The organism is Desulfovibrio sp. An276, from assembly GCF_002159665.1.
Taxonomy (GTDB): Bacteria; Desulfobacterota; Desulfovibrionia; order Desulfovibrionales; family Desulfovibrionaceae; genus Desulfovibrio; species Desulfovibrio faecigallinarum.
Window position 1 is genome coordinate 49,978 of record NZ_NFJC01000008.1, and the last position, 12,970, is coordinate 62,947.

General features: G+C 58.9%; 10 protein-coding genes. 2 read left to right on the forward strand and 8 right to left on the reverse strand.

The genetic code is table 11. The features are described 5' to 3' along the window. Positions 1 to 11: 11 nt before the first annotated feature. Positions 12 to 569, reverse strand: coding sequence for a hypothetical protein (locus B5F76_RS05400; protein WP_087352069.1), 558 nt, complete (start codon positions 567 to 569; stop codon positions 12 to 14). A gap of 133 nt (positions 570 to 702) precedes the next feature. Between B5F76_RS05400 and B5F76_RS05405 the strand changes: the two genes are divergently transcribed. Then, a complete protein-coding gene (locus B5F76_RS05405) occupies positions 703 to 1,551 on the forward strand; it encodes an aldo/keto reductase (RefSeq protein ID WP_087352071.1) in 849 nt (282 codons plus the stop codon). A 51-nt stretch (positions 1,552 to 1,602) separates the two neighbouring features. Here the strand turns inward: B5F76_RS05405 and B5F76_RS05410 are convergent, their stop codons facing one another. The 6 genes from B5F76_RS05410 to B5F76_RS05435 form a co-directional block, all read right to left on the reverse strand. Next, entirely contained in the window at positions 1,603 to 5,061 is a 3,459-nt protein-coding gene (locus tag B5F76_RS05410; RefSeq protein WP_162608696.1) for a S8 family serine peptidase, read from the reverse strand. 234 nt (positions 5,062 to 5,295) lie between these two features. Then, a complete protein-coding gene (locus tag B5F76_RS05415; RefSeq protein ID WP_087352075.1) occupies positions 5,296 to 5,814 on the reverse strand; it encodes a hypothetical protein in 519 nt (172 codons plus the stop codon). Positions 5,815 to 5,837: 23 nt separating this feature from the next. Further along, positions 5,838 to 6,821 carry a class II fructose-bisphosphatase gene (glpX, locus tag B5F76_RS05420; RefSeq protein WP_087352077.1) on the reverse strand — a complete coding sequence of 328 codons (984 nt, stop codon included), beginning with the start codon at positions 6,819 to 6,821 and terminating at the stop codon, positions 5,838 to 5,840. Positions 6,822 to 6,915: 94 nt separating this feature from the next. Then, positions 6,916 to 8,532, reverse strand: a complete 1,617-nt coding sequence (nadE, locus tag B5F76_RS05425) for an NAD(+) synthase (protein ID WP_087352079.1) — start codon at positions 8,530 to 8,532, stop codon at positions 6,916 to 6,918. Between the two features lie 53 nt (positions 8,533 to 8,585). Further along, positions 8,586 to 9,128 (reverse strand): NUDIX domain-containing protein, encoded by a 543-nt coding sequence (locus B5F76_RS05430; protein WP_087352132.1) that lies wholly within the window; start codon positions 9,126 to 9,128, stop codon positions 8,586 to 8,588. 320 nt (positions 9,129 to 9,448) lie between these two features. Next, positions 9,449 to 10,096, reverse strand: a complete 648-nt coding sequence (locus B5F76_RS05435) for an L-threonylcarbamoyladenylate synthase (RefSeq protein ID WP_162608697.1) — start codon at positions 10,094 to 10,096, stop codon at positions 9,449 to 9,451. Here B5F76_RS05435 and B5F76_RS05440 point away from each other — a divergent pair. After that, a complete protein-coding gene (locus B5F76_RS05440) occupies positions 10,095 to 10,565 on the forward strand; it encodes a 23S rRNA (pseudouridine(1915)-N(3))-methyltransferase RlmH (RefSeq protein ID WP_087352084.1) in 471 nt (156 codons plus the stop codon). The two genes, B5F76_RS05435 and B5F76_RS05440, sit on opposite strands and share 2 nt — an antisense overlap. 22 nt (positions 10,566 to 10,587) lie before the next feature. On the opposite strand, the gene B5F76_RS05445 is transcribed toward B5F76_RS05440, so the two are convergent. Then, positions 10,588 to 12,852: an STT3 domain-containing protein gene (locus tag B5F76_RS05445; protein WP_239406970.1), complete on the reverse strand. Its 2,265-nt coding sequence runs from the start codon at positions 12,850 to 12,852 to the stop codon at positions 10,588 to 10,590. Positions 12,853 to 12,970: the final 118 nt, after the last annotated feature.

Genomic DNA, 12,970 nt, shown 5'->3' on the forward strand with positions numbered 1-12,970 from the left:
GCACAAGACCTCTACCTGATCAGGGCTGGCTTGAGAACGGCTTTGTCCTTGTTCAGAGATTCCACGAGCCCCGTCACAGTCACTGTGTCTCCGCGTTTGAGGCTCTCGATGCGCTCCTTTTCCTTGGCATTGCGTGCCACAAGATAGACATCCAGGGCAATCTTCCCGGCATTGTCTGCGCTTGTGAGGCGGTAGGAGTTCTTCTTGTGGGATTTGATGTCGTCTACCTGGCACTCCCAGCGCACTATCTTGCCAAGGACCTCGCCCTTCTTCTTGTCCTTTTGCACCTGTGTCCAGTCGGAGTCTTGCGCAAGGCCGAAATAGAGTTCTTCGCGACTGACCTTTGTCTCGCCCTTGAAGGTTGCCAGGGCCTCGACCTGCTCGCGCTGTTTTTGCGGCTCACCCGTGATGTTGTCGAAGGTCGAGTCCAGGAAGTTGCCGAACTGTCTGCCCTTGCTTTGCATGTAGTCCACGGCAGCGTCCATGTCTGCACTCACGGGCTGGCAGGGGACAAGCCACAGGGTCAGAGCCAGGGCAGGGAGAGCAAGACGTTTGGAAAGTTGGGACATGTTGTGCTCCTTTTTGAGTGCCGCAGGACATTGCGGGGCGCTTGGGTGATGTTTTGTTCGGCAGTTTGCTGCGCTTTGCCTGTTGCAAATCTATACCTTGGCAGCGTAGCTTGTGGCAAGACAGGAGGATCCCATGAAGACATACGCTCTCATCGATGGCAACAACATCCCGGCTCTGGGCTGTGGTGTCTTTGAGGTGCCGGCAGACGGCACTACCTACAGGGCAGTGCGCATGGCCCTTGATGCCGGCTACAGGCATATCGACACTGCTGCAGCCTACAACAATGAGGCCGAGGTTGGCCGCGCCATAAAGGACAGCGGCATCCAAAGAGAGGAGCTCTTTGTGACCAGCAAGCTCTGGATCCAGGACTACGGGTATGAGAAGGCTTGCCTTGGCATCCGTGCATCCCTTGCAAGGCTGGGGCTGGACTACCTGGACCTCTATCTCCTGCACCAACCCTATTATGATGTGCGGGGAGCATGGCGGGCGCTTGAAAAGGCCAGGGACGAGGGGCTTGTCCGCTCCATTGGTGTCAGCAACTTCACACCCCGCCTCTGGCAGGAGCACATCCCCCATTTCGCAACCATACCCTGCGTCAATCAGGTGGAGTTCCATCCCTTCTGGCAGCAACGGGAATTGCGCGCCATTCTTGAGGCAGAAGGCGTTTTGCTCGCTGCCTGGTCTCCCTTGGGTCATGGCATGAAAGAACTTTTGACCCATCCCCTGATCCGCGAGATTGCCACCCGCTATCAGAGGAAGCCTGCGCAAATCATCCTGCGCTTCGAGCTGCAGGAAGGTTGCGCAGTTCTTGTCAAATCTACCAATCCCGCCCATATCGCAAGCAATCTCGCCCTGTTCGATTTTGCGCTGAGTGAAGAGGACATGAAAGTCCTGCGCGGTCTCGACACCAATCACGGCATGCGCGATCCAGAAGAGCCCGGCAGGGCAGAGTATTTGCTGGCAAAATACCGCGTGCGCTAAAAAACGCATCTTGGGAGACCCGGATGCGTTTTGGAAGGAAGTGTGAATCGGTTAGAAATCCCAGCCGAGCTGCAGCCCTACGTTCACGGCCGTATAGTCCGTGCGGAAGAACTCGCCCCCCAGATCCATCTGCACGAAGAAGTTCGAGGGATGGGTGAAGCGGACACTCGATTGCAAAAGCATGGAGTCCCTGCCAGGCAGATCGGTTGCCGTGGCAAAGTCGTAGTCGCCATATTCCCTGAAGGAGGCCCCTGTACGGAAGGTTGCATCGAGCGTTTCGTGGCGCCAGGCTGCCAGAAGGTCCAGGCCAAGGGTTGTGCCGTTTGCGAATGTCGTGTTCAGGCCCGTGTGCGCGCCAAGGGAGAGCAGGAGGGACTGATAGACAGTCTCGTCCACGTTGAGTCTTGAGGCCTGACCGGATTGTTCCTCAATATCCGGGCGATGCAGGAAACTATATTCCATCCAGGCCAGGGGGCCAGCATCGAGATGCCCGTCCCCAAGCTTCCAGCTCCAGTCCTTGCCACCACCCAAAAGGGCGCTGCCGGCAAATCCGCTCCAGCGGCTCTCGTTGTTGCGAGTGTAGCCATTGAAGGAAACCTCGCGGTCCATCTCGCCGCTCTCGATGCCAAGGCGTCCCTGGGCTGTGAGCCAGAAGCCATCCCAAGTATCGGGCGCAAACATTCCCTGCAGGCCGACAAAGGCTGATTGCGTGTCTGCCTGTGCATCGTGATTGCCTGTCACATGTGTGCGCTTTGCTGCCAGAGCCACGTGCGCGCCTATGCTAAGGCCGCTTTCGAAGTACCTGTCCGCGCCGACAATGAGGCCAATGCCTGAGCTCTTCCAGGAAGAAACGCCCCCATGGCTTCCCTGCCAGGCACCTGAGCCGTAGGGCGTTGCCCAGAACTGCCAGTTTTCTGCGTTTGGCCGATCCTCGGTTGCCCCACGTGCTGCAAGGGCACGCCTTGCGCTCTCGTTGCCAAGCATGCGCCGCAGGATGAGGAGATTGAACTCGGCCTGCTGGGCAAGGGAGGCCCTGGCGGAAGCATCGTAGGCCTCGGCACCCAGGGTGTCGAGCGCACGGCCCACCTCGTGGCCGTCGCGGGCGGACCAGTCAAGGGCGGTCAGAAGGGCTTGCATGTCCCCGGTAGCCACTGAGGCTATGCCAGGCAGATTGCGGCCAAGGTCCGCTGAACCAGAGTTTGCCGCGTAGCGGGCGTAGGCATTGGCCGGGCGCGTCAGAACTACCTCCGCAGTCATGGCATCCATGTCAGGCTCGGCAACAAGGACAGTCTCCAGCGTGGGGGAGGCGTCCTCGGCCAGGAATTTCGTGAATTGAACATTAGCGTTTTCTGACCCAGCTGGCACATGGAGAAAGTCTTTCAGTTCCACGGAGAAATTGTTTCCGTAGAACTGTCCCCTGGCTGGCGCAAAGGCAAGGTTACCCTTGATATCCACCTTATTTTTGACCTCAAGGACACTGTGCTCTTGTGTATTGTCATAGGTCACAAGCAGGGTGCCATCGGATCCTTGCTTGTAGGTGCCCACTGTCAGGGTATTGTCCCTGAAGCCGGGAGCCACAGTGCCATTGTTGATCACCGTCTGCTTAATCTCACCATCTCCAGCGAGTGTGCCGTTTTCGCAGACGACTACATCACTGACGGTCAGCTCGCCTCCAGTGTCATCAGCTCTCCTGGCAATGGCCAAAACACCTCCGTCCACTATGGTCGCGCCAGCATAGTCATTGGTGCCACTCAAAATGAGCATGCCGGCCCCGGTCTTGCGAAGGCCCACATCAAGAGCTTCTCTCTTACCCTCATCATCAATTTCAGGACACAGAGCGTCAGCGTCTGCAGTAAGCTCCTCATTCTCGCCAGTGGTCTGATACTCTTCATGGTGATACTCATTGTCCCATGGCCTTTGGTCGATATCATTGCTGAATTCGGCCACATAGCCTTGGGTGTCGAAGGTTTCAATGGCAAAAGTGTTTTTACCCTCAAGCTCGTCCTCGAGCTCCTCCACCTCCATCACATTCTCTTCTGTCATACGGTTGGCGTCGAGCAGGGCAGGGCCGCGTACAGCCTTGCCCACATCGAGTATGCCCTGACCAAAGACTTCTTCCTTTGTGAGCACCTCTATGACGAGGGTTTCTTCTTCTTCTTCTTCTTCGCTTCCTTCAGCTTCTTCGTCCCCTTCTGCTGCTTCTCCTTCTCCTTCCTCCTCTCCAGATTCTGTCTGTGCTGCGGCGTCCACGGCAGCCAAGGCAGAATCCCCCAAGTCTAGCCAGGCTTTGTTATCCAAAGCAATGTGTTTTTCTACCAGCTTCCTGATGGCCGCAATGCCGTCTTCATCAAGAGAGTTTGTGTTTGTAGGTATTACCGTGCCATCAATCGTCGCACCATCTCGCTCGATATCTTCAACAGCATCTCGGTTCTCGGCGATAATCACTAGAGTTACGGTTCCGGGATGCCCCTTTTCCGGATCCCTTGAGGTTATGTCGTAGAGAACAGTGTATTCCGGGGCGCTAAAGTCCCTATTTGCCGTGGTCAGCACAGAGTCTGCAAGCTGCTTGCCTGTCATCCATGGGTACGCCTGGGCAACCAGCGCCAGGGCACCACTGACTACGGGAGCTGCCATGCTGGTGCCCGAATCCGGCATGTAGCCGTTGTCTGCGGCATTGAGCGAGTAGATGTTGCTGCCAGGGGCCATAACCATATAAAGCTCCGAGCCCTTGGCAAGGTTCGTGAAGAAGGGGATGCTTGCCGCGTTGAGCTCAAGCGATCCGTTCTCATTTCGTATCACGCAGTTGTTGTTCGCATTGATGGCGCCCACGTTGATCCAGTTTGCCAGATCCCCCTGGCCCATGTACCTTGGCGTGGCGCTGGGAAAATTTGGGTAGGTATGTCCCTCGTTGCCGGAGGCAAAGACAAAGACAGTCTCTGGGTGCTCGTTGGCATAGTTTGTGATAAAAAAGGCGTCCGGATCCCCGGGCAAAAGCTCTTCGTAGTAGTCTCCCGGGGTTATTTCACTACCGTCTTCATTGGCATGGAGCATGTCGATAAAATCCGTACTGCCCCAGCTGTTGTTGAAGATGCGCACTTCGGGGTGACTCGCAAAATAGTCCTCAAGGTCCAGGCCATTCGGGTTGTCCAGCAATGGACCAGCCCAAATGTCTGCGTCAAAGGCCACGCCGTGCATGCCAATGCCATCGCGCCTGGCAGCTATAATGCCCGTCACATGTGATCCATGCCTGATACTTGTCCAGTCCGCTGCCACGTCTATGGTGTCCGCTTTGCCGGCAAGTTCCGGGTGCGTGACGCGCACTGGGGAGTCGAGCACGCCCACAGTCTGTCCAAGGCCCGTGTAGCCCAGGGCATAGGCTTGGGAAGCGTTGATGATGTCCAAGGCCTCGCTTGCCCAGTATTCTTCCGTTTCGAAGCTTTCCGGCGAGCCTGCCCGGACGGGCTGGAGAGACAGGGCAAGAACAAGGACGACAAGGAAGAGTATGCGCATGGGATATCCTTCGTGGGGGGGAAAGCGTGTGCAAGGAGAGGCAAGGCAAAAGCCCTGGGGGATGGGTATTTGTGTAGCAGAGAACTCCAGATTGTCAGAACATGGGACCATCTGGCAAGTGTTTTTTGAGGTGCTTTTTGCTCACAATCTCGCGTACTTTGGCAAACCCTGGCCATATGAAAAGAGGGGAGCAGACTTTTGTCTTCTCCCCTCTCAAATCTTGTAGACTGCGGCCTATTTGCCTGTCCCTTGCTCCTTGCCTGCCTCCTGCACAACGTCGTTTCCGGCCTTCAGAAGCTCTCCCATGTGCTTTTGCACAAGCTCGCACTCGGCTTTAGAAGGCTTTGGCATGTCACGGTAGAGTTTTTTTGCCTGTTCGCCCTCGGACACAAGGACCAGCGCTGCCGCAGATCTGCCCATGATACAGAAAAAGCGCCTGGGCTCCCAGCTGCGGAACGATACCCACTGGGCTGCAGCCGGCGAGTAGTGGAAGTCCGGCTTGCCCTTCTTCACCACAGGGTAGGCCTTTTCACCCTGTTGGCGCATCCAGGTGCGGAAATCCGGCAGATGGCGGATGAAGCGCATAAGCTCCTCTTCCGTGAAGTCCGGCTGGTTTTCATAGACGTTGACGTTGCTTACCCTTGGCAGGATCTGCCTTGCCCCGGGTACTGCCGAAGTTTCCGGCTGGGCTGCCAGGGCAGGCCCTGCTGCCACAAGGCCTGCCAGCAAAAGGAAAGAGACAAGTTTAGCCATTGTTTTCGACCGATTAAAAGCGTTTAGTAGCGCACAAGGCTCAGCTGGTTCAGCTTTTCCATGTCGTGGAAGGACTCGACGTAGCGGATGGTGCCGGTCTTGCCGCGCAGAACCAGGCTGTGGGTGATGGCGTAGCGCGAGGTGTAGCGCACGCCGTGGAGGAAATCGCCGCCGGAGATGCCGGTTGCCGCAAAGAAGCAGTCATCGGTGTTCACCAGCTTGTCCGTGGTGAGGATCTCGCGCAAGTCGTAGCCAGCGTTCTGGATGTTCTCCTTTTCCGGATAGGACTGGGGATCCAGGCGGGCCAGGATTTCGCCGCCCATGCCCTTGATGGCGCAGGCCGTAATGACGCCCTCAGGGGTGCCGCCAGTGCCCATCATGATGTCCACCTCGTTTCTGGGATCCGCTGCCATGAGTGCGCCAGCCACGTCGCCGTCTGTAGCAAGCTGGATGCGTGCGCCTGCCTCGCGGATTTCCTCAATGAGCCTCTGGTGCCTGGGCTTGTCCAGCACGAAGACCATGAGGTCGCGCACATTCTTGCCAAGGGCCTTGGCAACGCGCTCGAGGTTCACGTGCACAGGCGCGTCCAGATCCACCACGCCCTTGGCCCTGGCACCCACAACAAGCTTTTGCATGTAAAAGGACTGGGCCAGGTTGAACATGGATCCCCTGGGGGCAATGCCCACAACGGAAATGGCATTGGGGCGGCCGTAGGCCAGAAGGTTTGTGCCTTCCACGGGATCTACTGCCACGTCGAGCTTGGGGCCATCGCCCATGCCCACCTTCTCGCCGGAGTAGAGCATGGGAGCCTTGTCCTTTTCTCCTTCGCCAATGACTACCACGCCGTCGATGTGTATGGTGGAGAAGCTGTTGCGCATGGCTTCCACTGCGGCTCCGTCGCCTGCTTCCTTGTTGCCGCGTCCGACCCAGCGCGCGGAGGCAAGGGCTGCGGCTTCGGTGATGCGCACGATATCCATAGCAAGATTTCTTTCAGGGGCTTCAGCCATTGGGAACAACCTCCAGGTGAGATAGGGAATGTGAAAAGATATGCAAAATGGTACGGGAAGCCAGGGTTTTACCCTTGGCTTCCTTGCAAAAAAATCAGGGCAGATTGAAGTGACCGACCAGGGGAACTGTCCAGGAGCGGCCAAAGGGCTTGTCGCTCACGTACAAGGGCTGCGGCTCCTGGCGGCGCTTGAACTCCATGCCGAACACGCGCTGGCGCACGTCGCTTTGCCTTGGGTGCAGATCTGTCAGGGGGCGCCTTGGCTTGGCTGCCAGAAGGGCGTCCAGAACCTCGTCGAGCTCGCCGTAGGGCAGATCCTGCATCTGGCGCGAGCTCTTGCACGAGGGCGACTTTTTGAGCATGGATTCCGGGAAGAGGCCCTTGCGGTCCTGGTTTAGCCAGTGGGCCACTGCGTAGACCTGGCTTTTGGTGAGATCCGCGATAACGCCCAGGGATCCTACCGTGTCGCCGTACAATGTACAGTAGCCCATGGCGGCCTCGCTCTTGTTGATGGTGGAGAGCACAAGGCCTTCCGCGCGGTTTGCCAGGGTGGTCATGATGGAGCCGCGGATGCGCTCCTGCAGCTGCGGGCGGGACGCGTCGGGAACGCCCAGGGAAAAGTCTTTCATGGTCTGGGCCACTGCCCGCTCGTACTCTGCCATGAGCCCGTCAATGCGTATGACAGAGACCTTGACGCCCAGGGTGTGGGCAAGCTGCAGGGCTCCTGCCACAGCGTCCGGACTTGTCTCCGGCGAGGGCATGATGACGGCCGAGACGTTGTGCGCGCCAAGGGCTTCCACGGCAATGGCAAGCACTAACCCTGAGTCTATGCCTCCGGAAATACTTACCAGGGCCTTTTCCCTGCCGCACTTGTGGATAAAGTCCCTGGTGCCGAGCACAAGGGCTCCGAAAACGTTTTCCTGCCAGCTTCTGCCAACAGTCGCCACAGGAGCCGTGCCCGTTGCCATGTCCACGATGAGCGTGTCCTCGGCAAAGGCCTGGCCGCGCGCGTAGACTGTGCCTGTGGGGTCCAGGGCAAGGCTTTGCCCTGCAAAGACCAGGCCGTCGTTGCCACCTACGATGTTCACCGAGAGCAGGTGAATGTGGTGCCTTGCTGCCACGTGGGTGAGCATGGCCTCGTGGTCCGCGCGCTTGCCAATGACGTAGGGCGTTGCCCGCATGTGGATGATGGCGTCCACGCCGCGGGAGATGAGGTCGAGCAGGGGCATGTAGCCTGTGCCGCGCACTGTCCAGAAGGAGGAGTTGGAGTCTTCCTCGCACAAGACTATGCCGAGCCGCCAGCCTGCGAGATTGACAATGCCTAAGGAGACTCCACGGTCGAAGAATTCGGCGTCCGGGTCGCGCGAGGCCTCGGGACGGACCTTGCGGGAGATGACGTCCCACTGACCGCGGTGAATGTAGACTGCAGCGTTGCTCAAAAGAGACGGCTCGTACACGCTGACCACAGGCGCTCCGACCAGAAGGTCCGGTCCTGACACAAAGCGGGCAGCCAAAATGTCCAGGCCCTTGCGGCAGCCCTCCACAAAGTCGTTCATGGAGAGGAAGTCCCCGGGGGCAACGCCCGAGAGGGCGAGTTCCGGCGTGACACAAAGATCAACCTTGCCGGCCCGGCGCACGGCCTGGCTTATGCGCTCGATGTTGCCGGCTATGTCTCCGGTCACGGGATTGCATTGCAGGAGGGCTGTTTTCAAGGGCTTGTCCTCAAAAGATCTGGGGCTGTGGTTTGTGGGAAAACTCTTCAGGCTCAGGCCTTGGCATTCAGAAGCTCAAGGCGGGCCAGGTTTTCCCTGCCTTCGGGGGTGGCGAGCCATTCGGAGGAAAGAGCGCCTATTGGGCGCTTTCCCGCAAGATGATCCGCAAAGTCCTGCAGCATGCGGCCGTGGTCAAAGCACATGGGGGCCGGGGGCTGCGCGGGATCTGCCCAGAAGGCGGATTTGGCATCGTCGCTTGCCCTGAGGGCGCTGGGGGCAATGGCCCTGGCTGTGAAGACAGTGGTGAGAGTGTGGCAGCGGGGATCCCTGTCCGGGCGCGAGTAGACGCCAAGGATGCCTGTGAGTACGACCTCAAGGCTTGTTTCTTCCATGGCTTCGCGCAGGGCCGCGTGTTCGAGCCATTCTCCCTCGTCCACAAAGCCGCCGGGCAGGGCAAAGCCCAGAGGAGGATTTTTCCTCTCTATGATGACAACGCCAAGGGAAGGCTCGTATACGAGGATGTCCGCTGTAGGCAGGGGATTGGCGTAGACGCTGAACTGGCCCTTGCAAAGCGGGCAGGTGAGGTTCTTTTTCAAGATGGTGTCCCCGGGAAAAGTCCCCAGAAAAAAGGCTTGCGGCCGGAAGGCCTGATTCGCGGAAGTATGCTCCCAAGCAGGCAAAGAGGCAAGCACAAAGCAGGTTTCGAAAAGGTCAGCGCTGCACTGCAAGGACGACCCTTGCAAGGACAGACTTTCTGCAAAAGGCCATGCTTTCACGCATTGTGTTGCGGGATTGGCCCTGAAGTTCGCGTCCTATGGACTGCTCTTGCAAGGCCTTGGCATAATGGCATGGTTGCCACACCTCAAGTATGACTTGATGCCCGCCAAAAGTCGAGAAATATGCGGGGGCTGGCCACTCATGAAACACTGATTCCGAGATGCGCAAGCTCGCTTTTGGAGATGGCACCCTCCCTGTGGAGCAGGACTGTGCCGGGCTCTGGAAAGGAGAGGATGGTGGAAGGAAGGCCTCCTGCGGGTTTTGGGGGAAGGTCGAGTACGGGAATGCCGCGGGCAAGGTCCGGATCAAGCCTGCGCGCCTCAGTAACAGGATCACGCCCCGAGATATTGGCGGAAGTGGCCGTAATGGGGGCGCCAAGGAACTGTGCAATCTTTCGCGCCACAGGGTGGGGCGAGACGCGTATGGCAACGCAGGATCTGCTGTCCAGAAGGGGGGAGGCTATTTTTCCAAGCAGGTGTTTGTGCACAGGAAGTACAAGGGTCAGGGGTGCTGGCCACAGGGATAGGAGCTTCTCTGGCACGGGTGTTGTGTCGCACACTTCCTCCACCATGGCCGTGTCCGCGGCTATGAGAGGCAGGGGTTTGCTTGCCGAACGCATTTTGGCCTGATAGACAAGGGCGCAGCCGGCGCTGCTGAACACCGAGGCCGCAAGGCCGAAGAAGGTTTCTGTGGGAATGATGAGGCAGCGGTCGGCTTCAAGGATTTGGACCGCCGTGCGCACATCGTGCACGCTTGGGGTGTCAACGTCATTTTGGGAGATGGTCATGATTGCAAAAGCCCTGCGTCTTGTCTGTGTGGGCAGGCTGAAACTGCCCTGCTGGAAAGAAGCCTCGGACATGTACGAAAAGCGCCTTGGACGCTTTCGCAAGCTGCAGATAACCGAGGTGAAGGACGCATCCGCAGCCTCGGAAAGGGAGCGCTCCCGCATCGAGGGCGAAAGGCTGCTCGAGACCGTTCAGGCAAGGGATCTGGTAGTCGTCCTGGACGAGCGGGGCAAGGACATGAGCTCCCTGGATCTTGCGAACTTTCTCGATCGCGCGGACGCCCGTGGCCAGGGTACTACCTGCTTTCTTGTGGGCGGCCCCTTCGGGCACACGGACGAGGTGCGCAAGCGCGCGGACTTTCTCTGGCGATTGTCCGCCCTCACCCTGCCGCACGAGCTTGCCAGGGTCGTCCTCATGGAGCAGCTGTATCGGGCCGAGTGCCTGAGAAACCACGTGCCCTACCACCACTAGCCTTCATGCGAGGGACGCTGGATTAGCGTACCTCGTACACCCTTGCGAAGACATTGTCGTAGATGAGTTTGAAGTAGGGGGAAAAGCGCGGGTCCTGGGGATCCGAGAGGAGCAGCTGTGCCATGAGGGAATTGTAGAGCCTTGCGTCCATGGCGAGCTTTTCCCCTGTCACGCGGTTGAAGAAGAAGTTCACGTTGCGCCTTGTGTTCAGAAAGGCCTGCTGATCTTCCCTTGTCGCGTTGCGGTTGTTGTCAAACCACTCCTGCACGTAGTTGCGGCAGGTGAGGCCCGTTTCCTCAAAGACGTTGATGGAAGCAGGCGCAATGGATGTGGCGGATCCCTCAAGCTGCACAAGTCCCGAGTCGAGCTGGTAGGCAAGGGCCTGGGGCACAATGGAGAGAGCTCCAGCCTCTGCCGTGTTGGTCGCAAAGTTCCAGCTGCCGTAATGGCTGATCCAGAAGCCCAAACGCAGCATCTCGTAGCTCACCACCACAAACTGCCTGCCCTTGCCCTTGACAAGAGGCGTGTCCGGGGATCTGAGCCTGTCCATGAGCGCCTCTGCCTGGGCGCCGTTGAGGCCCTTGAAAACCTCGCCTGGGATATTGTTCTTTTCCGAGGTGTAGCGGATGAGCTGCCGTGCAAAGCGGGGGTTGTCCGTGGCAAAGACCGCTGCCGGCAGGTACAGGGAGGGGCCAGCGTGCTGGGCTCCGTCCGCAATGGCAGGCCTTCCGCCAAAGTGGTGTTCCGCGTAACCCCAGTCCCACCAAAGCCAGATCATGGAATCGCTTGGGGTCATGGTGCGCAGGCGAACGAGAGCTTCCGCGTGGCGGCGGTTGATCATGGGGCCCTGGCTCATGGCGGAGATAAGATCCGTGAAGGGTGCAATGAGCACGAGGGTGAGCACAATGCTCGTGAGGATTCCTGCCGTTGTCCTGAGTTGCGGGATGAGGATGCGGCGCAAGAGCCAGAACAGGGGCAGGGAGAGCCCAAGGGCCACAATGGGTGCCCCGAACATGACCATGCGGCCGCCAAGCTTGGTGCTCAAAAGGCCCAGGGCTGCCAGGGGCAGCAGGAAGAGCGCGCCGGGCCTCAAATACACCACAACGCAAAAGCCTATGAGTCCGAGCAGCGAAGCCTCCATCCAGGGATGAAAGTAGGAGAGGACTGCGCTGAAGGGGAGATCCTGCACCTCGATGATGGACTGGGCAAGCGGCGGGTAGTTCAGGGTGGCTGCGCCTGCGCCGCGGGTGTCTGCGGAAAGCTTCAGGTAGGCGTTTGCGTGGTTGATGATGGTGGTGAGGATTTCTCCCTGCACCATGAGCAAAAGGACAATGCCCCACAGGGCACAGAGAACCTTCCAGTCCGTGAGGGTCCTGCGCAGGTGGGCCTTTCTGCCCACGACCAGGATGAGCACAACGCTCATGAGAATGCCTGGCGGGCCTGCCAGGGCAGGAAGGACATAGGAGAGCGCGCCGAGCAAAAGAAGCGAGCGGCGTCCTGGCGGGGCAAGGCACAGGCACAAAAAGCCCAAAAGGGCTGCGTTGTAGCGGATGAGGTAGGGGAAGACGGAGTGCCACTCCTGTGTCCACCAGGAGATGAGGCCGGAAAGCCCAAGGATAAGCACCCACTGCCAGCGCAAGGGATTGCCCAAGCGCGGCGGCTGCACGGGATCCCCGAAAAGGGCTCTGAAGAAGGCAAATTTGGGCCAGGCCGAGAGCAGGCGCAGGATGTGCACCGGTGCCAGCATGTAGTGCATGACCCAGCACATGGGGGCCAGGGTCATGAACAGGGGGAAGAAGAGGGTGACAAGGTCCGTGTCGTAGAAGCCGAGCAGGGTGCGCGCAAGAAAGCCCGGGGCAAGGGAGGTGATGAGGCCTGCCGAAACCCCTGCCTCAAGGCTGCCCAGGGCCCAGCCCCAGGCTGCGACTATGCCTGCCACAAGACTTGCGAGAATCGGGGGGAACCAGAAGGCCACAGCCGCAGGGTAGGTCCCGAGCGCCTCGGCCATGAGGCGCAAGAGTTCCGCCATGGGGTGGCCTGCCCCGAAGCTGAAGCCCTCGGCACCGGCGACCCAGTGGTAGGCATCGTGGGTGGCCAGTAGCCACTCCTCGCCAAGGCGAAATTCCGGATCGTCCCACTGCAGCCACTCAAGCATGCGCAGGCCAAAGGCCAGAAACATGGTGACGCTGAGCCAGAAGACGCCGCGAAAGATGGCAAGGCGTCGTTCCCTGGGGCTTAAGACGGGCGTGGCCTGCGGATCGAGAATCTTGGGAACCCTGGTGGACAAGGAAACCTCTGGAAGTCTTGGGAAAAGGTGTGTGAAAAGCCGCCCTGGAGCGCTGATTGAGTTCACAGGCGCCAAGGCAGGGGCACAATAGCGCTTTTCCCAATACCTGCCAAGAAGT

Coding starts and splice junctions, on each gene's coding strand:
- B5F76_RS05400 (WP_087352069.1), bottom strand. CDS start 569: ATGTCCCAACTTTCCAAACGTCTTGCTCTCCCTGCCCTGGCTCTGACC.
- B5F76_RS05405 (WP_087352071.1), top strand. CDS start 703: ATGAAGACATACGCTCTCATCGATGGCAACAACATCCCGGCTCTGGGC.
- B5F76_RS05410 (WP_162608696.1), bottom strand. CDS start 5,061: ATGCGCATACTCTTCCTTGTCGTCCTTGTTCTTGCCCTGTCTCTCCAG.
- B5F76_RS05415 (WP_087352075.1), bottom strand. CDS start 5,814: ATGGCTAAACTTGTCTCTTTCCTTTTGCTGGCAGGCCTTGTGGCAGCA.
- glpX (WP_087352077.1), bottom strand. CDS start 6,821: ATGGCTGAAGCCCCTGAAAGAAATCTTGCTATGGATATCGTGCGCATC.
- B5F76_RS05440 (WP_087352084.1), top strand. CDS start 10,095: ATGATTGCAAAAGCCCTGCGTCTTGTCTGTGTGGGCAGGCTGAAACTG.
- B5F76_RS05435 (WP_162608697.1), bottom strand. CDS start 10,096: ATGACCATCTCCCAAAATGACGTTGACACCCCAAGCGTGCACGATGTG.